The organism is Silvania sp. (assembly GCF_051656365.1).
GTDB lineage: Bacteria > Pseudomonadota > Gammaproteobacteria > Enterobacterales > Enterobacteriaceae > Enterobacter > Enterobacter hatchlandensis.
The window spans coordinates 1-19,720 of sequence record NZ_JBOGBT010000093.1 but is presented as its reverse complement, the minus strand read 5'-3'; the positions used below and the strand labels follow the sequence as shown (position 1 = coordinate 19,720).

At 57.1% G+C, this 19,720-nt stretch carries 23 protein-coding genes and 1 pseudogene; 17 read left to right on the top strand and 7 right to left on the bottom strand.

The window, feature by feature from the left end; all coding sequences use genetic code 11:
• The first annotated feature begins 9 nt into the window (after positions 1-9).
• From ACRDD5_RS17715 to rlmB, 5 genes are all read left to right on the top strand, one after another.
• Positions 10-966 carry an ABC transporter permease gene (locus tag ACRDD5_RS17715; protein ID WP_271283295.1) on the top strand — a complete coding sequence of 319 codons (957 nt, stop codon included), beginning with the start codon at positions 10-12 and terminating at the stop codon, positions 964-966.
• Positions 963-1,823, top strand: a complete 861-nt coding sequence (locus ACRDD5_RS17710; protein WP_438677530.1) for an ABC transporter permease — start codon at positions 963-965, stop codon at positions 1,821-1,823. Before ACRDD5_RS17715 ends, ACRDD5_RS17710 begins: the two co-directional genes overlap by 4 nt.
• A complete protein-coding gene (locus tag ACRDD5_RS17705; RefSeq protein ID WP_438677529.1) occupies positions 1,816-2,805 on the top strand; it encodes an ABC transporter ATP-binding protein in 990 nt (329 codons plus the stop codon). Before ACRDD5_RS17710 ends, ACRDD5_RS17705 begins: the two co-directional genes overlap by 8 nt.
• Positions 2,802-3,602, top strand: coding sequence for an ABC transporter ATP-binding protein (locus ACRDD5_RS17700; protein WP_438677528.1), 801 nt, complete (start codon positions 2,802-2,804; stop codon positions 3,600-3,602). The genes ACRDD5_RS17705 and ACRDD5_RS17700 overlap by 4 nt, the downstream gene beginning before the upstream one ends.
• A gap of 107 nt (positions 3,603-3,709) precedes the next feature.
• Complete coding sequence (gene rlmB / locus ACRDD5_RS17695; protein WP_271283291.1) at positions 3,710-4,441, top strand: 23S rRNA (guanosine(2251)-2'-O)-methyltransferase RlmB; 732 nt, start codon at positions 3,710-3,712, stop codon at positions 4,439-4,441.
• Positions 4,442-4,488: 47 nt separating this feature from the next.
• Here the strand turns inward: rlmB and ACRDD5_RS17690 are convergent, their stop codons facing one another.
• Positions 4,489-5,778, bottom strand: coding sequence for an MFS transporter (locus ACRDD5_RS17690; RefSeq protein WP_271283290.1), 1,290 nt, complete (start codon positions 5,776-5,778; stop codon positions 4,489-4,491).
• A 160-nt stretch (positions 5,779-5,938) separates the two neighbouring features.
• Here ACRDD5_RS17690 and ACRDD5_RS17685 point away from each other — a divergent pair, with 160 nt between their 5' ends.
• A complete protein-coding gene (locus ACRDD5_RS17685) occupies positions 5,939-7,561 on the top strand; it encodes an isovaleryl-CoA dehydrogenase (protein ID WP_438677527.1) in 1,623 nt (540 codons plus the stop codon).
• Between the two features lie 3 nt (positions 7,562-7,564).
• On the opposite strand, the gene ACRDD5_RS17680 is transcribed toward ACRDD5_RS17685, so the two are convergent.
• The 3 genes from ACRDD5_RS17680 to bsmA all read right to left on the bottom strand — a co-directional run bounded on the left by ACRDD5_RS17680 (position 7,565) and on the right by bsmA (position 10,416).
• Positions 7,565-9,490 carry a methyl-accepting chemotaxis protein gene (locus ACRDD5_RS17680; protein ID WP_438677526.1) on the bottom strand — a complete coding sequence of 642 codons (1,926 nt, stop codon included), beginning with the start codon at positions 9,488-9,490 and terminating at the stop codon, positions 7,565-7,567.
• A gap of 172 nt (positions 9,491-9,662) precedes the next feature.
• Positions 9,663-9,950, bottom strand: coding sequence for a DUF1471 family protease activator YjfN (yjfN, locus tag ACRDD5_RS17675; RefSeq protein ID WP_418939613.1), 288 nt, complete (start codon positions 9,948-9,950; stop codon positions 9,663-9,665).
• 136 nt (positions 9,951-10,086) lie between these two features.
• The gene (gene bsmA, locus ACRDD5_RS17670) at positions 10,087-10,416 is read right to left on the bottom strand and encodes a biofilm peroxide resistance protein BsmA (protein WP_271283341.1); all 330 of its coding nucleotides are present in this window, start codon (positions 10,414-10,416) and stop codon (positions 10,087-10,089) included.
• A gap of 138 nt (positions 10,417-10,554) precedes the next feature.
• Here bsmA and yjfP point away from each other — a divergent pair, with 138 nt between their 5' ends.
• Entirely contained in the window at positions 10,555-11,286 is a 732-nt protein-coding gene (gene yjfP, locus ACRDD5_RS17665; protein WP_438677525.1) for an esterase, read from the top strand.
• On the opposite strand, the gene ulaR is transcribed toward yjfP, so the two are convergent.
• Together ulaR and ulaG are read right to left on the bottom strand one after the other, a co-directional pair.
• A complete protein-coding gene (gene ulaR, locus ACRDD5_RS17660) occupies positions 11,283-12,038 on the bottom strand; it encodes an HTH-type transcriptional regulator UlaR (RefSeq protein WP_271283285.1) in 756 nt (251 codons plus the stop codon). The genes yjfP and ulaR overlap by 4 nt on opposite strands.
• Positions 12,039-12,147: 109 nt before the next feature.
• The gene (ulaG, locus tag ACRDD5_RS17655; protein ID WP_438677524.1) at positions 12,148-13,212 is read right to left on the bottom strand and encodes an L-ascorbate 6-phosphate lactonase; all 1,065 of its coding nucleotides are present in this window, start codon (positions 13,210-13,212) and stop codon (positions 12,148-12,150) included.
• Between the two features lie 357 nt (positions 13,213-13,569).
• Between ulaG and ulaA the strand changes: the two genes are divergently transcribed.
• Genes ulaA through ACRDD5_RS17625 form a run of 6 tightly spaced genes read left to right on the top strand, consistent with a single transcriptional unit; the run spans position 13,570 to position 17,980 of the window.
• Positions 13,570-14,967, top strand: a complete 1,398-nt coding sequence (gene ulaA / locus ACRDD5_RS17650) for a PTS ascorbate transporter subunit IIC (protein ID WP_438677523.1) — start codon at positions 13,570-13,572, stop codon at positions 14,965-14,967.
• A 15-nt stretch (positions 14,968-14,982) separates the two neighbouring features.
• Entirely contained in the window at positions 14,983-15,288 is a 306-nt protein-coding gene (gene ulaB / locus ACRDD5_RS17645; RefSeq protein WP_271283282.1) for a PTS ascorbate transporter subunit IIB, read from the top strand.
• A gap of 9 nt (positions 15,289-15,297) precedes the next feature.
• Positions 15,298-15,765: a PTS ascorbate transporter subunit IIA gene (gene ulaC, locus ACRDD5_RS17640; RefSeq protein ID WP_271283281.1), complete on the top strand. Its 468-nt coding sequence runs from the start codon at positions 15,298-15,300 to the stop codon at positions 15,763-15,765.
• A 12-nt stretch (positions 15,766-15,777) separates the two neighbouring features.
• On the top strand, positions 15,778-16,431 hold the full coding sequence (locus ACRDD5_RS17635; RefSeq protein WP_438677522.1) for a 3-keto-L-gulonate-6-phosphate decarboxylase UlaD: 654 nt from the start codon (positions 15,778-15,780) through the stop codon (positions 16,429-16,431).
• 9 nt (positions 16,432-16,440) lie between these two features.
• Complete coding sequence (locus ACRDD5_RS17630; protein WP_438677521.1) at positions 16,441-17,307, top strand: L-ribulose-5-phosphate 3-epimerase; 867 nt, start codon at positions 16,441-16,443, stop codon at positions 17,305-17,307.
• Positions 17,294-17,980, top strand: coding sequence for an L-ribulose-5-phosphate 4-epimerase (locus ACRDD5_RS17625; protein WP_438677520.1), 687 nt, complete (start codon positions 17,294-17,296; stop codon positions 17,978-17,980). Before ACRDD5_RS17630 ends, ACRDD5_RS17625 begins: the two co-directional genes overlap by 14 nt.
• A gap of 79 nt (positions 17,981-18,059) precedes the next feature.
• Here ACRDD5_RS17625 and yjfY read toward each other — a convergent pair whose 3' ends face one another.
• Positions 18,060-18,335 (bottom strand): DUF1471 family protein YjfY, encoded by a 276-nt coding sequence (yjfY, locus tag ACRDD5_RS17620; protein ID WP_271267925.1) that lies wholly within the window; start codon positions 18,333-18,335, stop codon positions 18,060-18,062.
• A gap of 324 nt (positions 18,336-18,659) precedes the next feature.
• Here yjfY and rpsF point away from each other — a divergent pair, with 324 nt between their 5' ends.
• The 4 genes and pseudogenes from rpsF to rplI form a co-directional block, all read left to right on the top strand.
• Positions 18,660-19,055, top strand: coding sequence for a 30S ribosomal protein S6 (gene rpsF / locus ACRDD5_RS17615; protein WP_271267926.1), 396 nt, complete (start codon positions 18,660-18,662; stop codon positions 19,053-19,055).
• 6 nt (positions 19,056-19,061) lie between these two features.
• Positions 19,062-19,376 carry a primosomal replication protein N gene (gene priB, locus ACRDD5_RS17610; RefSeq protein ID WP_006178996.1) on the top strand — a complete coding sequence of 105 codons (315 nt, stop codon included), beginning with the start codon at positions 19,062-19,064 and terminating at the stop codon, positions 19,374-19,376.
• Between the two features lie 4 nt (positions 19,377-19,380).
• Complete coding sequence (rpsR, locus tag ACRDD5_RS17605) at positions 19,381-19,608, top strand: 30S ribosomal protein S18 (RefSeq protein WP_000135199.1); 228 nt, start codon at positions 19,381-19,383, stop codon at positions 19,606-19,608.
• Between the two features lie 41 nt (positions 19,609-19,649).
• A pseudogene (gene rplI / locus ACRDD5_RS17600) lies at positions 19,650-19,720 on the top strand (50S ribosomal protein L9); the annotation flags it as partial.

The following is a 19,720-nucleotide window of genomic DNA, read 5'->3' as shown; positions in this document are numbered from 1 at the left end:
GAGAAGGCGATGAAAAGATATCTGTTTCACCGCCTGCTGGCACTGCTACCGGTGCTGCTGGTGGTGTCGGTAGTGGTGTTTTGTCTGATTCATCTGGCGCCGGGCGATCCGGCGCTGGTTATTCTCGGTAACGATGCCAGCCCGCAGGACGTTGCGGCCATGCGCCAGCAGATGGGGCTGGACAGGCCGATGCTGGTGCAGTTTGTCAGCTGGTTTGCGGACATACTTACTGGCAATTTAGGCCATTCCCTGTTTCTCGATGCCAGCGTGATGAGCCTGTTTCTGCAACACCTTACCCCCACGCTGGCGCTGGCGTTGTATGCCCAGGCTATCGCGCTGGTGCTCGGCCTGGCCGGCGGGGTGCTGAGTGCATGGCAGCACGGCAGCCTGATGGATCGCGCTATCCGCATGCTGGCGACGGTTGGCATGTCGGTGCCGGGCTTTCTGCTCGGCCTGTTTCTGATCTTCTTTTTTGCGGTGCAGCTGCGCTGGTTTCCGGTGGTGGGGTATCGCTCGACCAACGATAACCTCTGGCTCAACGTCTGGTATTTGACCCTGCCGGCCATTGCGTTGGGGTTGCGCATTGCGGCGCTCATCGCCCGCATGACGCGGGCGGTGATGCTGGATGTGATGCAGGAGCCCTTTATCAGCACCGCCAGAGCCAAAGGGGTGCCGGAGCGGCTGGTACTGCTACGCCATACGCTGAAAAACAGCCTGATCCCGATCCTGACGATCTGCGGCGAATCCTTTGCCTCGCTGGTGACGGGCACCATCGTTATCGAAAGCGTGTTCGGTATTCCTGGCGTGGGATCGCTGATTGTCGATTCGATCGAGCGGCGCGACGTGACGGTGATCCAGGGCGTGGTACTGCTGATCACGGTCTGCTACGTGCTGATCAATCTGGCGGTGGATCTGCTGAGCTATCTCGCCGACCCGCGTCTTTCTGTCGACGGGGGTGAAAAATGATCCCGATCCGCAATCCTTCTCTGCTGATCTGGCCCGCCGTGCTGGCGGCAATCGTCCTGCTGTCGTTTTTTGCCAGCGGGTTAAGCCCTTACGATCCTTACAGCATCGACCCGTTAAGTCGCCTGAAAGCGCCTTCTGCCGCGCACTGGTTCGGCACGGATAATTTTGGTCGGGATCTGTTTGTGCGGGTGGCGCTGGCGGTAAGGGTGTCGTTCTCGGTTGGGGCAGCCGTCGCGGTGATTGCGGGCGTCACGGGAATGGTGGTCGGCCTGCTGTGCGCCTGGTATCGCCCCGTCGACCGGGTGTTAATGCGCATCTGCGACGGTTTGTTTGCCTTTCCCTCTCTGCTGCTGGCCATTGCCATTGTGGGCGTGCTGGGGCCAAATATTGCCAACGTGGTGCTGGCCCTGTCGCTGGTATATGTCCCGTCGATTGCCCGGGTGATCCGCGGTGCGGCGCTGGTCATCAAAGAGAAAAACTTTATCGAAGCGCTGCGGGCGCAGGGGGCGAGCTCCTCACGCATTATCTGGCTGCATCTGCTGCCCAACGTTATTTCGCCGTTTATCGTGCAGGTCAGCTGGGTCTTTTCAGTGGCCATTCTCACCGAAGCGGCGCTCAGTTTCCTCGGCTCTGGCGTGCCGGCCCCGATGCCCAGCCTCGGCAATTTACTGCTGGAGGGGAAAGCGGTGATCTTTACCGCCTGGTGGATGACCTTCTTCCCCGGCATCGCCATCGTGCTGCTGATCCTGGGACTCAATATCATTGGCGATGACCTGCGCGACAGCGCCGATCCCGGGCTTAAACCACTCCAGCGCCACATCTTACGGCTGTTAAAACAAGGGGGACGCCATGGCTGAGGCGCTGCTTCAGGTCAACGAGCTGGCGGTCGATTTCGCCACCCGCCAGGGCATTATCTCTCCGGTGCGCGGCGTCTCGTTTCAGGTTAACGCCCACGAAACGCTGGGCATTATTGGCGAGTCGGGCTGCGGTAAAAGCGTGACGGCGCAGGCGCTGATGGGGCTGCTCTCGCCGCGCACCAGCCGGGTTGAGGGCGAGGTATTTCTGGCGGGCAATGCGCTACATACCCTCTCTTCTAACGCCCGTCGGCAGATGAGCGGGCGCGACATGGCGATGATTTTTCAGGACCCGCTGGCCAGCCTGAACCCGGTAATGACCATTGGCGAGCAGATTGGCGAAAGCCTGCGGCTGCACACGTCCCTGACGCGCCCGCAGCGGCAGGCGAAAATCCTCGCGCTGCTCGATCAGGTGGGGATACCCGACCCGGAGCGCTGCGCCGGTGCCTGGCCGCATGAGCTCTCCGGTGGAATGCGCCAGCGGGTGATGATTGCGATGGCTGTCGCCACCTCGCCGTCGCTGCTGATTGCCGATGAACCCACGACGGCCCTTGATGCGACCATTCAGGCGCAAATCCTCGATCTGCTCGACGAACTTAAGCATGAAACCGGAATGGGGATCGTGATTATCACCCACGATCTGAGCGTGGTGGCCAGATTGTGCCAGCGCGTGGTGGTGCTGTACGCCGGTCAGGTGGTGGAAGAAACCGACGTCTATACGCTGTTTGAGCGCCCGCGCCACCCTTACACCCGCGCGCTGCTGGCGGCTAGACCCTCGGTGGATCACCCCCCCAAAACGCCGCTGGCAGAAATTGGCGGGCAAGTGCCGTCTCTGCACGCGCTGCCCCTGGGTTGTACCTATGCCGATCGCTGCCCGCTGGCACAGCCGCGCTGCCGGGGACAGGCACCCGAGCTGCGCACCGTTGAACGTGAGACGCATCGGGTTCGCTGCTGGCGAGCCGACGAGACAGGAGCCATCACATGACAACCCCCTTACTGAACGTGAATCAGCTGTCGAAAACCTTTCAGCGCCGCGGGCAATCCGTGCCTGCGGTGGATCGGGTGAGCTTTACCCTCAACGCGGGTGAAACCTGGGCGCTGGTAGGTGAGTCCGGCAGCGGCAAAAGCACCACCGGACGGCTGGTGCTGGGGCTCACCCCGGCAAGCGGGGGCGATATTCAGTTTGAAGGGCGCTCGCTGGCAGATTTAAACCCCAGCGGGTGGAAATGGGTGCGCCGCAATATGCAGATGATGTTCCAGGATCCGCTCTCTTCGCTCGACCCAAAGCGCACCGTCGGCTACAGCCTGGAGGAGCCGCTGATTATTCACGGTATTGGCAACCGCAAAACCCAGGTGGCCGACATGCTGGAGCATGTGGGCCTGCGCCCGCAGGATGCCGCCCGCTACCCGCATGAATTTTCCGGCGGCCAGCGCCAGCGCATTGGTATTGCCCGGGCGCTGATCCTCAAGCCAAAGCTGATTATCTGCGATGAGCCAGTCTCGGCGTTAGACGTGTCCATTCAGTCGCAAATCCTCAATCTGCTGATGAGGCTGCAGCGCGAGTACGGGTTGGCCTATCTGTTTATCTCTCATGACCTGAATGTCGTGCGCCACATTGCGGACCGGGTAGGGGTGATGCACCGGGGCAGGCTGGTGGAACAGGGTGAAACACAACGCATTTTTACGCACCCGCAGCATGACTATACCCGTTATTTACTCAACGCTATTTTGCCTGCGCACCCGGTCCCGGCAGGTACCGGGCAAGCGGTGGTGAACGGCTAGCGCCGACAAGGGTCGATTTGGGCGCAGTGTCGGTTATACTAGGCGCAAGTGACCTGTTTCACGGCCCAATTTAACCCGGCGCACCCCGCCTAAAACGAGTAAGTTTAATGAGTGATATGATTTACGGCATCCATGCGGTGCAGGCCCTGCTGGAGCGCGCCCCGGAGCGTTTTCAGGAAGTCTTTATTCTGAAAGGGCGTGAAGACAAACGTCTGCTGCCGCTGATCCACGCCCTCGAAGCCCAGGGCGTGGTGATCCAGCTGGCCAGCCGCCAGTTCCTCGATGAGAAAAGCGAGGGTGCGGTACACCAGGGGATCATTGCCCGCGCGAAACCGGGTCGTCAGTATCAGGAGAACGATCTTCCGGATCTGATTGCCACGCTGGAAAACCCGTTCTTCCTGATCCTCGACGGCGTAACCGATCCGCACAACCTCGGTGCCTGTTTGCGTAGCGCCGATGCGGCGGGCGTGCATGCGGTGATCGTACCAAAAGATCGCTCTGCGCAGCTGAACGCCACGGCGAAGAAAGTGGCCTGCGGCGCGGCAGAAAACGTTCCGCTGATCCGTGTGACCAACCTGGCGCGCACCATGCGTCAGCTGCAGGAAGAGAACATCTGGATCGTGGGCACCGCTGGCGAAGCCGACCATACCCTGTTCCAGAGCAAAATGACCGGCCGCATGGCGCTGGTGATGGGCGCAGAAGGCGAAGGTATGCGTCGCCTGACCCGCGAGCACTGTGATGAGCTGATCAGCATTCCGATGGCAGGCAGCGTATCCTCCCTGAACGTCTCCGTAGCTACCGGCATCTGCCTGTTCGAAGCGGTCCGTCAGCGCGGTTAATCATGCGCTGTGCCGGGTAAAGCGTCGCCTTTACCCGGCTGTATTCCTTACTCCTCCAGTGAACGTAGATGGTCGTCTTTATTCAGCGTCATCAGCGCCACGATACTCACCCCCGCCGTTGCCATCACGTAATAGGCCGGAATGTCCAGATTGCCCGTCTCTTTGATAAGCCCGGTAATGATCAATCCCGCACAGCCCGAGAAGATAGCGTTCGACAGGGAATAGGCCAGACCCAGCCCGGTATAACGTACCCGCGTTGGGAACATTTCGGACAGCATCGCCGGACCCGGACCTGCCAGCATCCCCACCAGACCCCCTGCAATCAGTACCACTGTCGCTTTCACCGCCAGAGTGCTGGACTCCGCCTGCAATATTTTCAGTAGCGGCAAGGCGAGGATCAGCAGCAGCGCGGCGGCGATCACCATCACCGTCCGGCGCCCGATGCGATCGCTTAGTATCCCCGACGGGATAATGGTCAGGGCGAAGCCAATATTGGAAATCACCGCAATCAGCAGTGCCTGATTAAAACCGGTGTGCAGGGCCGATTGCAGGTAGGCGGGCATGATAACCAGATAGGTATAGCCAGCGGCAGACCACACCATTACCCGACCGATGCCCATCACAATCGCTTTCAGCGTTGCCGCGGTCTGCGCTTTCACCGCCACCGGTTTTGCCTGTTGCTTCACGAAGCTCGGCGTCTCCTCCATGTTCACCCGCAGCCACAGGGCAACGGCTCCCAACGGCAGGGCAATAAAGAACGGAATACGCCAACCCCAGTCATGCAGCGCCTCTGGCGTCAGCAGTACTGAGAGCAGCGCCACAATGCCTGCCCCGGCCAGCAGGCCCAGCGCCACGGTAAAGGACTGCCAGGCACCGTACAATCCACGCTTGCCGCGCGGAGCGAACTCGGTCATCAGCGACACCGCGCCACCGTACTCGCCACCTGCGAACAACCCCTGCAGGATCCGCAGGCCGGTGATGATAAGCGGAGCGGCAATGCCGATGCTGGCATACACCGGCACCAGTCCGATGGCGGCTGTTGCCAGAGTCATCAACACCAGCACAATAATCAACGTGGGCTTACGCCCGATCCGATCGCCTATCCGGCCAAAGACGATGGCACCGAGCGGGCGAAAGAAGAAGGCGACGGCGAAGGAGGCGTAGGTGAGGATCAGACTGGTCAGCCCCGTTTCACCGTCCAGTTGAAAAAAGTTTTTCGCAATGACGGTGGCCATAAAACCGTACACCGCGAACTCATACCATTCGATGAAGTTACCAATCGATCCTGCAATTAACGCGCGCTTGTGGGCCTCTGGCGCAAGTTGAGTAGATTGCATCGTGATTCTCCCTGAGAAATGAGAATAAATTATTCACCATAAGCTGGCGGGGAAATTTATTATTCTTAGGTTGTGTGAGCTGTTTCACGCTTGCTGAGCGCAATACCTCCTCCCGTAGCGTCCATACTTACCTTCTTTGCCATTGAAGGAGGGACACACCATGCACTGGCAAACGCATACGGTTTTCAATCAGCCTTCACCCCTGACGAACAGCAATCTTTTCCTCTCCGACCGCGCCCTGTGTGAAGCGGTCAACCGCGAAGGTGCCGAGTGGGACGCCGAGCTGCTCGCCAGTATCGGTCAGCAGCTGGGCACCGCCGAATCACTGGAGCTGGGCAGACTTGCCAACGTTAATCCACCTGAACTGCTGCGCTATGATGCCAGCGGCACGCGGCTGGACGACGTGCGCTTTCATCCGGCCTGGCACCTGCTGATGCAGGGGCTTTGCGCTAACCGGGTGCATAACCTGGCGTGGGAAGAGGAGGCGCGAAAAGGATCCTTCGTGGCCCGGGCGGCACGTTTTGTCCTGCATGCCCAGGTGGAGGCGGGCACGCTGTGCCCCATCACCATGACCTTTGCCGCCACGCCGCTGCTGCAGCAGGCGCTGCCGCGCGCCTTCCACGACTGGCTGACGCCGCTGCTCAGCGACCGATATGACTCGCATCTGGCACCCGGCAACCAAAAGCGCGGCCTGCTGATTGGGATGGGGATGACGGAAAAGCAGGGCGGTTCAGATGTTCTCAGCAACACCACCCGGGCGGAGCGCTGCAGCGACGGCAGTTACCGGCTGGTGGGCCATAAATGGTTTTTCTCGGTGCCGCAAAGCGATGCGCACCTGGTGCTGGCGCAAGCCAAAGGCGGGCTGTCGTGCTTCTTCGTTCCGCGCTTTCTGCCCGACGGGCTGCGCAACGCCGTACAGCTGGAGCGGCTCAAAGACAAGCTGGGCAATCGCTCGAACGCCAGCAGTGAAGCCGAATTTCTCGACGCCACCGGCTGGCTGCTGGGTGAAGAAGGCGAAGGCGTGCGCCAGATCCTTAAAATGGGCGGATTAACCCGCTTTGACTGCGCCCTTGGCAGCCACGGGCAGATGCGTCGCGCACTCTCGGTGGCGCTGTATCACGCCCACCAGCGCCAGACCTTTGGCAAAAATCTGATCGAGCAGCCGCTGATGCGCGACGTGCTAAGCCGGATGGCGCTACAGCTCGAGGGGCAAACCGCGCTGCTGTTCCGTCTGGCGCGGGCCTGGGATCGCCGGGCGGATGAGCAGGAAGCGCTGTGGGCGCGGCTGTTCACCCCGGCGGCTAAATTTGCCATCTGCAAGGCGGGGATCCCGTTTGTCGCCGAGGCGATGGAGGTTCTGGGCGGGATCGGCTACTGCGAAGAGAGCGAACTGCCGCGTCTGTATCGTGAAATGCCGGTCAACAGCATCTGGGAAGGATCGGGGAATATCATGGGGCTGGACGTACTGCGGGTGCTGGCGAAGCAGCCTGGCGTGGCCGATATGCTGTATACGGATTTTGCCGAAGTAAAAGGACAGGACCGCCATTTCGACCGCAGCTGGCGGCAGTTGCAGCAAAAACTGCGTAAGCCGCAGGAGGCGCAGGGCAGGGAGATCGCCCGGCAGATCTTTCTGCTGGGCACGGGGGCGCAGATGTTGCGCCATACATCACCACCGATGGCGCAGGCCTGGTGCCGTGAAATGCTCGACGCCCGTGGGGGCTCTCTGCTCAGCGCGCAGGTGCAGGACGACCTGCTCCTGCGCGCCACGGGCGGCGTTGCCTGAGACTTACAGACGGAACAGGCTGACCAGATTGGTCAGGTGCGACCCTTTCCCCCGCAGGGTCTGCGCCGTCTGTTCACTGCGTGAAACGCGATCGGCGTTGATATGCGACGCTTCGCCGATATGCGCCATCGCCATGTTCACCTGACCGATGCCTGCCGACTGCTCGCGGGAGGCATGGTTAATCTCCGTGACCAGTTGGTTGATATTGTCGATGTGCCCGATGATGCTCTCCATCGCCTGACGGGTCTGCTCCGACAGGGCGTGACCCTCGCTCACTTTACTGAGCGTATCGCCAATCAGCAGTTCAATCTCCTTTACTGCGTTGGCGCTACGCGCTGCCAGGGCGCGGACTTCCTGGGCCACCACGGCAAAGCCCTTACCGTGTTCACCCGCCCGCGCGGCCTCTACGGCGGCGTTCAGGGCCAGAATATTGGTCTGGAAAGCGATACCCTCAATCACCCGCGTGATGGCTTCGATACGTTTCGATGCTTCGCGAATATCATCCATGGTAGCGACAGCATGGCTGACGGTCTCCCCGCCCTGATGCACCGCCCGGGAGGTTTCGCCGACCAGCTGCTGGGTCTGCTCCATATTGGCCGCATTCTGCTGCACGCTGGCCGCCAGTTGCTCCATACTGGCGGAAGTCTCTTCCACGCTGCTGGCCTGCTTATTGATCTGCTCGGAGATCTCGCCGGTATCCGCCGCCAGAGCGTTGGTTCCCAGATGGATATCTCCCGCCGCTTCACGCACCTGCAGCACGATTTTTTGCAGCCCGCCGCCAATGCCGTTGATGGCGTTGATCAGCTGCCCCACCTCATCCTGACGGGTGGCAGGCAGGGTGGCGCGCAGATCGCCTGCGGCATACTGTTGCGCAAGACCAATCACATCGCGCAGCGGGCGCGTAAGCCAGCGGCGGATGATAAACACGAACAGCATGGCGAAGAGTGCGGACAGGACGACTCCCGCCAGCAGGAAGCGATCGCGCAGGCTGGTCACATCGGCCAACAGAACGGTTTTATCCACCTGGCCCACTATCGTCCAGTTCCAGCCCGGGAGCGGCGTCCAGGCCATAATCAGCGTGCGACCTTCGGCGCTCTGGCGCTCCAGCGTGCCGGAACGATCCCCCAGCAGCTGTTGCTGAACGTCGTTCTCCCACTTCGGCAGTTGCCCCTCTTCTGTGCTATGGAACAGGTACTGGCCGTGATTTTTGCCATGACTGCGATCCAGCACGAAGAAGTGGCCGCTCTCGCCCAGACGGCGGCTGAGGATCTTCTCGCGCATAGCGTTCCATGAGTGGGTAATGTCGACCCCGACGAAGATAATGGCGATCACCTGTCCACCCGCGTCTTTTACCGGTTGATACTGGGTGATGTAGCGTTTGCCGAACAGGGGGGCGAGGCCGCGATACACCTCGCCCTGGGTGACCACCGCCCAGGCCGGACTGGCAGGGTCCAGTACCGTACCGATGGCCCGATCGCCGTTCTCTTTTCGCAGCGAGGTTGCCACGCGGACAAAGTCGTCGCCGCTGCGCACAAACAGCGTAGAGATAGCACCGGTGCGATTCAGGAAATCATCGGGTGTGGTGTTGTTCTCATGGAGTTCAGTATCACCGCCTTTCAACAACGGGACATTCTGGCCGTTGATGGTGCGGGTCTGGCTGGCATCAAGGCTCAGCGGCTGCGGCAAAAAGGTGGTAAACAGGCGGGTATAGCTCTCCACCTCTTCGGTGAGGCTGGTATTGAACATCTGCACCATATCCACCACGCCGGTGGACTGGTTATGCAGATCTTCTATGGCCAAAGATTTGAGTTTTTGACTGGTGTTATAGCTCAGAAGAAAAGTGAAAAGCAGAAAGAGTATGGCAACGCTCAAGCCGGTAAGCAGCGATAGCTTAGTGCCCAGACCTGCACGGCGAAAAAAATTGATCATAAATTGCTCATTGCTAAAAAGGTATCGCTTTTCAACGGCAGAGCGGGGATAACATTTATTGGGTTTATGTAACGAAATGTTGCAGGAAGGTCATGGGGTAGTAACAACAAGGATAATAGAATTGTAAATATTAAAAAGCCACTAAAAATGAGTGGCTTTTTATGGTTGCTTTTCAGGCATAAAGTATGGCTTGTACTCGCCAGCGATCAACATGGTTGTCTTCCTGCATTTTGATGATGCGATACCACGAGGCACCCTGTTCGTCAGCTTTTAGCGCAACCATGCGCTCTACATCCTGGGGACTCCCTGAGATATCACTCACGGAAATCAGTCCAATTTCATTTAAACCTGTTACGCAATCAGCGCTGGCAAATTCGGCTGACTGCGCGGCTGTACTCACCAGACCGGCTGAGAGCAACAGTGAGGTCAAAGCAAGAGATCGTTTCATCGTCAGCTCCATTTTACGTGTCCCCGGTACCCGCCGGGCAATCCTTCGCAAATAAACTCACTTCCATTGTCATAGGCACGGAGTTTATTGTGGACAGGAAAACGTCTATGGACGCAAAGCAGTGTAAATGTCGTTTAAATACCGGTCATTACTTTCGGTACAGAATGGCCTGCGAGTACCATTGCCCTGTTACGATAGTTTCATCGATAAGGATAATGACGTAGTAATCTGCTTTTGCGGCGACGGCTTTTGCTTTAATCGCATCCTCCACATCCGCTGGCGAGCCCCGCTCAAGTGCGGTGACCGTGGCCATTCGCTGTAATCCTTCCGTTTGATTACGACGAATCTCTTGTGGATGATCGGCCACTGGCGGCGCGGGTTGCGGCGTACCTTGCAGCGCGCTACACCCGCTCAACAGCAGCATCAGCATTAAAGCAGCAAACCTTCGCATAACCCAATCTCGTTTCCTGATAGCCATAGTGTAGATCTCTGTTAATTTGATTTTGGGGGAATGTTCCCAAACTGTTATCTGCGGCGTAATTTTCGAATGAAAATTTCGCGAAAGCGTAAGCCAGTTCTCAACATTATGAATCACCCTTTCGCATGAGGCTCAACAATGATTGAACTTGAAATACGGCAGTTTGGCGATCGTGAGATTGTACACGCCGTCCCGGCAGGAATGGGGGCGAAACCCTTGCCGGTGGTTATTTTTTACCACGGGTTTACCTCCTCTAAGCTGGTCTACAGTTATTTTGCGGTCGCCCTAGCGCAGGTCGGTTTTCGGGTGGTGATGCCAGATGCCCCGGATCACGGCGCGCGCTTTGCGGGCGATGAGCAGGCACGACTCGGGCAGTTCTGGCCGATTCTGCACGGGAATCTCAGCGAGTTCGCCGGACTGCGGGATGCGTTGTATCAGGCTGGACTGGTGCAGGACGAACGGCTGGCGGTGGCCGGCGCATCAATGGGAGGCATGACTGCGCTGGGGATCATGGCGCGTCATCCGGAGGTAACCTGCGTGGCGAGCCTGATGGGCTCCGGCTATTTCACGACCCTGGCCCGGACGCTGTTTCCGCCCCTGCTGCCCGGGGCGTTCGACGCCACCCTGGCACCGCTTGCCGACTGGGACGTGACGACGGCGCTGCCGCGTCTGGGCGATCGCCCGCTGCTGCTCTGGCACGGTGAAGAAGATGACGTGGTGCCTGCCGCAGAGACGTTCCGTTTACAGCAGGCGTTACAGCGGGAAGGGCTGGATAAACAGCTGACCTGTTTATGGGAAGCGGGGGTGAAGCATCGCATCACGCCGACCGCTCTTGATGCCACGGTGGCGTTTTTCCGTCAGCATCTCTAAACGCGCAGGACCTTCACGCCCTGATCTTCCAGCTTCTGGAGGATCTGGGGGTTAGCGCTTTTACCGGTAATCACCAGGTCTATCTGCTCCGCGCGGCTGAATAACATCCCGGCCCGCTCGCCGACCTTGCTGCTGTCGACCAGCACCACCAGTTTGCCGACCACGTTCAGCATGTTCTGCTCGGCCATCGCCGTCAGCATATCGGTTTTATACAATCCCTCGGCGGTCAGCCCTTTACCGCTGGTGAACATCCAGTGTCCGGCGTACAGCGTGTTCTCGCTGTCCTGCGGACTTAAGGTGATGGACTGGCTCTTGTTGTACTGACCCCCCATGATCACCACGCTCTCGTGTTCCTGATCGATAAGGTAGTTAGCCAGCGGCAGATAGTTAGTGATGATCTGCACCGGCTTTCCGCACATCTCGCGGCCCAGCAAAAAGGCGGTTGAGCCGCAGTTGATGACCACGCTTTCGCCCGGATTGACCAGCTGCGATGCCGCGCGGGCAATACGTACTTTCTCGTCGTGATTCTGCGCCTGATGAATATTCATCGGCGACCAGCGCGGACGCTGCTGGCTGATGCCTTCTGCACCGTTGCGCACTTTCTTTAGCTTGCCGCTTTCATCCAGCTTGTTGATGTCCCGGCGTGCGGTGGCGGGGGAAACGCCCAGCCTGGCAATCACCTGTTCGACGGTGACAAACCCCGTCTGCGCCAGGAGTTCCAGTAATATTTGGTGTCGCTGTGCTTCTGTCATGAGCTATTCCGAAATAAATTGATTTCAAAAGATGATATTTGAAATAGCCTGAAAATACTAAGCAAAAGATGGAATCGCCGGGCGCATTGCCCGGCGATAGCGTGGCCAACTACAGGAACGATTTGAACGGCAAATCCGGTTCAATCGTAAAGCAGTCGTCAAAGCCGCGCGGATAATGGTACTCAAAATTATCCTTGTCCAGCGGCCAGGTAAACTTGCCGCCCACTTGCCAGATAAACGGCTTAAAGCCATATTTCAGCCGGTCTTTTTTCATCTCCCACAGCACGCGGATTTCCTGCGGATCCGCCTGGAAGTTCGACCAGATATCATGGTGGAACGGGATAACCACTTTCGTGTTCAGCGCTTCCGCCATGCGCAGCATATCGGCGCTTGTCATTTTATCGGTAATCCCGCGCGGGTTCTCACCATACGAGCCCAGCGCCACGTCGATATGATGCTCGTTGCCGTGTTTTGCATAGTAGTTGGAGTAGTGTGAATCGCCGCTGTGGTACAGCGTGCCGCCGGGGGTTTTGAACAGGTAGTTCACCGCGCGCTGGTCCATGCCGTCCGGCAACACGCTCGCCGCTTTTTGCTCTACGGGAAGGGTGATTAAAGCCGTACGATCGAACGCGTCAAGGGCATGAATTTCAATGTCTTTGATCTTCACCACATCGCCCGGTTTCACCACGATGCAGCGCGACGGCGGTACGCCCCAACCGATCCAGATATCCACGCAGGTTTGCGGGCCGATGAAGGGCACATCGTCGCCGCAATTTTGCATAACGGCGGCCGCAACGTTCACATCGATGTGATCGTTATGGTCGTGCGTAGCCAGCACGGCGTCAATCTGGCGTATAGCAAACGGATCGAGCACAAACGGGGTGGTGCGCAGGTTAGGCTGCAGCTTTTGTACCCCAGCCATGCGCTGCATCTGATGCCCTGTTTTCATCAGCGGATTACCGTGGCTTTGCTTGCCCGTCCCGCACCAAAAATCGACGCATATATTCGCGCCGCCTTCTGATTTCAGCCAGATCCCTGTACAGCCCAGCCACCACATCGCAAAGGTGCCGGCAGCGACCTGCTCCTGTTCAATCTCCTCATTCAGCCAGCTCCCCCACTCCGGGAACGTACTCAGGATCCATGATTCACGGGTGATGCTGTTCACTTTACTCATTTTGCGGACTCCATTTTTCTCATAATTAATCAAATGGTGATGTATTTTGATTTATGTTGACACCGGGGAAGCAACATTGCAACGGCATTTTGCCAAGCGAAATTCTTGTGCGAAGTCCGTTCCAGACGTCGTCAGCCCTACTTGTTGTTACATTGAGTTTAATTAATTAATTGAATTATAAGATTTTATATAGATGTCAGTTGTTGAGGGTAAAGTCACTGCGCGGCGTGTGGAAATAATTTGCGTGATACATCACAAATAATCAAATGCAATCTTGTAGTGATTATTTGTGATTACTAGAGTGGGGGCACTTTCGCACAAGCCTCGCGCACCGTGCTTCCTTTACCGGAGAGTGTTATGGAGATCCTCTACAGCGTCTTTACCGTGTTTTTTAATCAGGTAATGACTAACGCCCCGCTGCTGCTGGGTATTGTGACGTGTCTGGGCTACATCCTGCTGCGCAAAAGCGTGAGCGTGATAGTCAAAGGCACCATCAAAACCATCATCGGCTTTATGCTGCTTCAGGCGGGTTCGGGCATTTTAACCAGCACCTTTAAGCCGGTGGTCGCCAAAATGTCGGAGGTGTACGGCATTAACGGTGCCATATCAGACACCTATGCATCGATGATGGCCACCATCGAACGGATGGGCGACGCCTACAGTTGGGTGGGCTACGCGGTGTTGCTGGCGCTGGCGCTGAATATTATTTATGTTCTGCTGCGCCGGATTACCGGCATCCGCACCATCATGCTCACCGGCCACATCATGTTCCAGCAGGCCGGGCTGATAGCTGTATCCTTCTACATCTTCGGCTACCCGATGTGGACCACCATTATCTGTACCGCAGTGTTGGTGTCGCTTTACTGGGGGATCACCTCCAACATGATGTACAAACCCACTCAGGAAGTGACTGACGGCTGCGGTTTCTCAATCGGCCATCAGCAGCAGTTTGCGTCCTGGATTGCCTACAAAGTGGCGCCGTTCCTCGGCAAGAAAGAAGAGAGCGTTGAAGACCTTAAGCTGCCCGGCTGGCTGCATATTTTCCACGACAATATCGTCTCCACAGCGATTGTGATGACGGTGTTCTTTGGCGCTATCCTGCTTTCCTTCGGTATTGACGTTGTGCAGGCGATGGCCGGTAAAACTCACTGGACAATTTACATCCTGCAAACGGGCTTCTCATTCGCCGTGGCGATTTTCATCATCACCCAGGGCGTGCGTATGTTCGTCGCCGAATTGTCAGAAGCTTTCAACGGTATCTCTCAACGTCTGATTCCCGGTGCTGTGCTTGCTATCGACTGTGCGGCTATCTATAGCTTTGCACCTAATGCCGTGGTGTGGGGCTTTATGTGGGGCACCATCGGCCAATTGATTGCGGTTGGCATCCTCGTGGGCTGTGGCTCTTCCATTCTGATCATTCCTGGCTTTATCCCAATGTTCTTCTCCAACGCCACCATTGGCGTGTTTGCTAACCACTTTGGCGGCTGGCGCGCGGCGCTCAAGATTTGCCTGGTGATGGGCATGATTGAAATCTTCGGCTGCGTCTGGGCGGTAAAACTCACCGGGATGAGTGCCTGGATGGGGATGGCGGACTGGTCGATTCTGGCCCCGCCAATGATGCAAGGATTTGCCTCGGTCGGCATCGTCTTTATGGCCGTCATTATCCTGATTGCACTGGCTTATATGGTCTTCGCCGGGCGAGCTCTACGCGCTGAAGAAGACGCAGAAAAACAACTGGCAGAGCACTCTGCTTAATAAGGAGTTCCGATTATGACCGTACGTATTCTGGCTGTATGTGGCAACGGACAAGGCAGCTCCATGATCATGAAAATGAAAGTGGATCAGTTCCTCACCGAGCAGGGTGTGAATCACACGGTGAACAGCTGCGCCGTCGGTGAGTACAAAAGCGAACTCAGTGGGGCGGACGTGATCATTGCCTCGACCCATATCGCCGGCGAAATCACGGTGTCAGGCAATAAATACGTGGTGGGCGTGCGCAATATGCTCTCCCCCGCAGATTTTGGCCCAAAACTGATGGAAGTGATCGCTGCGCACTTTCCAGCAGATGTGAAATAAGGTTGCGCCATGAAATTACGTGATTCACTGGCCGAGAACCACTCCATCACGCTGCAGGCAGACGCCAGCAGCTGGCAGGAAGCGGTAAAAATCGGTGTCGATTTACTGGTCGCGGCCGACGTGGTCGAGCCGCGTTATTACCAGGCCATCCTCGATGGCGTTGCGCAGTTTGGCCCGTACTTTGTGATTGCCCCAGGGTTGGCTATGCCGCATGGCCGCCCGGAAGAGGGCGTAAAGAAAACGGGCTTTGCGCTGGTGACGCTAAAAACGCCGCTGGTGTTTAACCATGACGACAATGACCCGGTCGATATCCTGATCACCATGGCGGCGGTGGATGCCAATACCCATCAGGAAGTGGGGATCATGCAAATCGTTAATCTGTTTGAAGATGAAGCCAATTTCGACCGTTTACGCGCCTGCCGCAGCGAGCAGGACGTACTGGATTTAATTGATCGCGCCGATGCGGCCGCCGTCTAAGAGGGAATATCTATGTCACAGTTACCGATGCTCCAGGTTGCGCTGGATAACCAGACCTTGTCTCACGCTTATGACACCACACGGCTTATCGCCGATGAGGTCGACATTATTGAAGTGGGCACCATCCTCTGCGTGGGGGAGGGCGTGCGCGCCGTTCGCGATCTGAAAGCCCTGTATCCGCACAAAATTGTGCTGGCGGACGCCAAAATTGCCGATGCGGGCAAAATCCTGTCGCGGATGTGTTTTGAAGCCAACGCCGACTGGGTCACGGTGATCTGCTGCGCAGACATCAACACCGCCAAAGGGGCGCTGGACGTCGCCAAAGAATTTAACGGCGACGTGCAGATCGAACTGACCGGCTTCTGGACCTGGGAACAGGCGAAAGCGTGGCGCGACGTCGGTATTCAGCAGGTGGTGTATCACCGCAGTCGCGATGCTCAGGCGGCGGGCGTAGCCTGGGGTGAAGCGGATATCAACGCCGTTAAGCGTCTGGCCGACATGGGCTTTAAAGTCACTGTCACGGGCGGTCTGGCGCTCGAGGATCTGCCGCTGTTCGCCGGTATTCCGATTCACGTCTTTATCGCCGGTCGCAGCATTCGCGATGCCGCCTCGCCGGTTGAAGCCGCACGTCAGTTCAAACGTTCCATCGCCCAGCTGTGGGGATAAGGAGCGGCTATGTTAAGCAAACAGGTTCCGCTCGGGATCTATGAAAAGGCCCTCCCCGCCGGGGAGGACTGGCTTGAGCGACTCCAGCTCGCCAAAAAGCTGGGCTTTGATTTTGTCGAAATGTCGGTGGATGAAACCGATGCGCGCTTGTCGCGTCTCGACTGGTCGCGTGAGCAGCGGCTGACGCTGGTGTCCGCTATCGCTGAAACTGGCGTACGCGTGCCGTCGATGTGCCTGAGTGCCCACCGTCGTTTTCCGCTCGGCAGCCAGGACAATGCGGTGCGTCGCCAGGGGCTGGAGATCATGGCGAAGGCGATTCGCCTGGCTCAGGACGTGGGGATCCGCGTTATCCAGCTCGCGGGCTATGACGTTTACTATCAGGAAGCGAACGATGAAACACGCCGCCGCTTTCGCGAAGGGCTGAAAGAGAGCGTCGAGATGGCAAGCCGCGCGCAGGTGACGCTGGCGATAGAGATCATGGACTACCCGCTGATGAACTCCATCAGCAAAGCGCTCGGCTATGCCCACTATCTGAATAACCCGTGGTTCCAGCTCTATCCCGATATTGGCAATCTTTCTGCGTGGGATAACGACGTGCAGATGGAGCTGCAGGCCGGGACAGGGCACATCGTGGCGATACACGTCAAAGACACGAGACCGGGGGTGTTTAAAAACGTCCCCTTCGGTAGCGGGGTAGTGGATTTTGAACAGTGCTTTACCACGCTTAAACAGAGCGGCTATTGCGGACCGTATCTGATTGAGATGTGGAGCGAAACCGCTGAAAATCCGGAGCGAGAAGTTGTAAAAGCACGCGACTGGGTGCTTGAACAGATGGCGCGTGCCGGGCTGACAGGAGGCGAACATGCAGCAGCTTAAGCAGCAGGTGTATGAGGCGAACATGGATTTGCCGCGTTACGGTCTCGTCACCTTTACCTGGGGAAACGTCAGTGCCATTGACCGCGCGCGCGGGTGGGTAGCGATCAAGCCCAGCGGCGTGGCCTATGACAGCATGGGCGTGGACGATATCGTGGTGGTGGATCTCAGCGGCAAGGTCGTCGAGGGGAAATGGCGACCCTCTTCCGATACCGCAACTCATCTTGCGCTCTATCAGCGTTATCCCTCAATCGGCGGGGTGGTGCATACCCACTCGACGCACGCGACTGCCTGGGCGCAGGCCGGGCGGGCGATCCCCGCGCTGGGGACCACCCATGCGGACTACTTCTTTGGCGATATCTCTTGTACACGGGGATTAAGTGAAGAGGAGGTGCAGGGCGAGTACGAGCTCAACACTGGCAAGGTGATCATTGAAACGCTGGGTGATGCTGAGCCGCTGCACAATCCGGGGGTTGTTGTCTGGCAGCACGGTCCTTTCGCCTGGGGTAAAGATGCCCACGATGCGGTGCATAACGCCGTGGTGCTGGAAGAGGTAGCAAGAATGGCGTGGATTGCCCAAGGTATCAATCCGCAGCTGCAGCCGGTCGACCGCTATCTGCTCAACAAGCACTTTATGCGTAAGCATGGTCCGAATGCCTATTACGGGCAAAAATAAAAAAAGCCCCCGGGCAGGGGGCTAATCTCACTATGACAATATTCTCGTTGTTGGCTTTCCTGGTGCTAGCGTCAAAGCATTACCGATAGATATCTGCGCTGACGTGCATATTGCCGTTGCTGCCCGGTTCACGGGTGAGCATGACGTGATAGTAGCGGGCATCCCGCGCATCGGCTTCTGCGTTAATCGCTTCTGTAGCTTCACTTTCCGTGGCGAAGTTATGGTTGATATAAATGACGCCCAGACTTTGCACATCATCCATATTTCTGGCCTGTCGGCTATCAACCTTTATGGCTGCTGTCGCGTTTGCACTGAGCAATAGCGCAGCCAGAATGGCCAGGGTGATCTTTTTCATGATATGCGCTCCACGACAACCTTCGGTGCGACGATATTCACGTCTACTGGTTAAAGTGTAACCACTAATCTGGTGGGCAATCGCGACCATTTCTGATGCTGTTGTTCAAAAAAACGTCGCGATCGCCTGTGACTAATGGTAAATCACCCACTTAGACTGGCTTTACGCTTTGTGCGAATTATTTGTGCAATCAACTTGAGTTTTCTGGGGGGTGCAATTAGAATGGCGCGTCAATTTTTCAGCCGCCCTTTAATCACGTTCCTTGCCTCCATGGGCCGCGGCTGACCCAGACAGGAGGCTGAATAATCCGTAAGGAGCAATTCGATGCGTCATTACGAAATCGTTTTTATGGTCCATCCTGACCAGAGCGAACAGGTTCCGGGTATGATCGAACGTTACACTACTGCAATCACTGCAGCAGAAGGCACGATTCATCGTCTGGAAGACTGGGGCCGCCGTCAGCTGGCTTACCCGATCAACAAACTGCACAAAGCTCACTACGTTCTGCTGAACGTTGAAGCTCCGCAGGAAGCGATCGATGAGCTGGAAACTAACTTCCGCTTCAACGACGCCGTTATCCGCAGCATGGTAATGCGTACTAAGAACGCAGTTACTGAAGCATCTCCGATGGTTAAAGCGAAAGACGAGCGCCGTGAGCGTCGCGATGACTTCGCAAATGAAACCGCAGATGATGCTGATGCTGGGGATTCTGAAGAGTAATTTCTGATGACCAACCGTCTGGTGTTGTCTGGCACTGTGTGCAGGACCCCCCTTCGTAAGGTCAGCCCATCAGGAATTCCTCACTGCCAGTTCGTGCTTGAGCATCGTTCAGTGCAGGAGGAAGCCGGGTTTCACCGGCAGGCGTGGTGCCAAATGCCCGTTATTATTAGCGGACACGAAAACCAGGCCATTACTCACAGTATAACGGTCGGTAGCGCAGTAACCGTTCAGGGGTTCATTTCTTGCCACAAGGCAAAGAACGGCCTGAGCAAGATGGTTCTGCATGCCGAGCAGATTGATTTGATAGATTCTGGAGACTAGCCATATGGCACGTTATTTCCGTCGTCGCAAGTTCTGCCGTTTCACCGCGGAAGGCGTTCAAGAGATCGACTATAAAGATATCGCAACGCTGAAAAACTACATCACCGAAAGCGGTAAGATTGTCCCAAGCCGTATCACCGGTACTCGTGCAAAATATCAGCGTCAGCTGGCTCGCGCTATCAAACGCGCTCGCTACCTGTCTCTGCTGCCGTACACTGATCGTCATCAGTAATCGGGCACGGTCCATTAATACGACTTTAAGAGGATAAGGTAATGCAAGTTATTCTGCTTGATAAAGTAGCAAACCTGGGCAGCCTGGGTGATCAGGTTAACGTTAAAGCGGG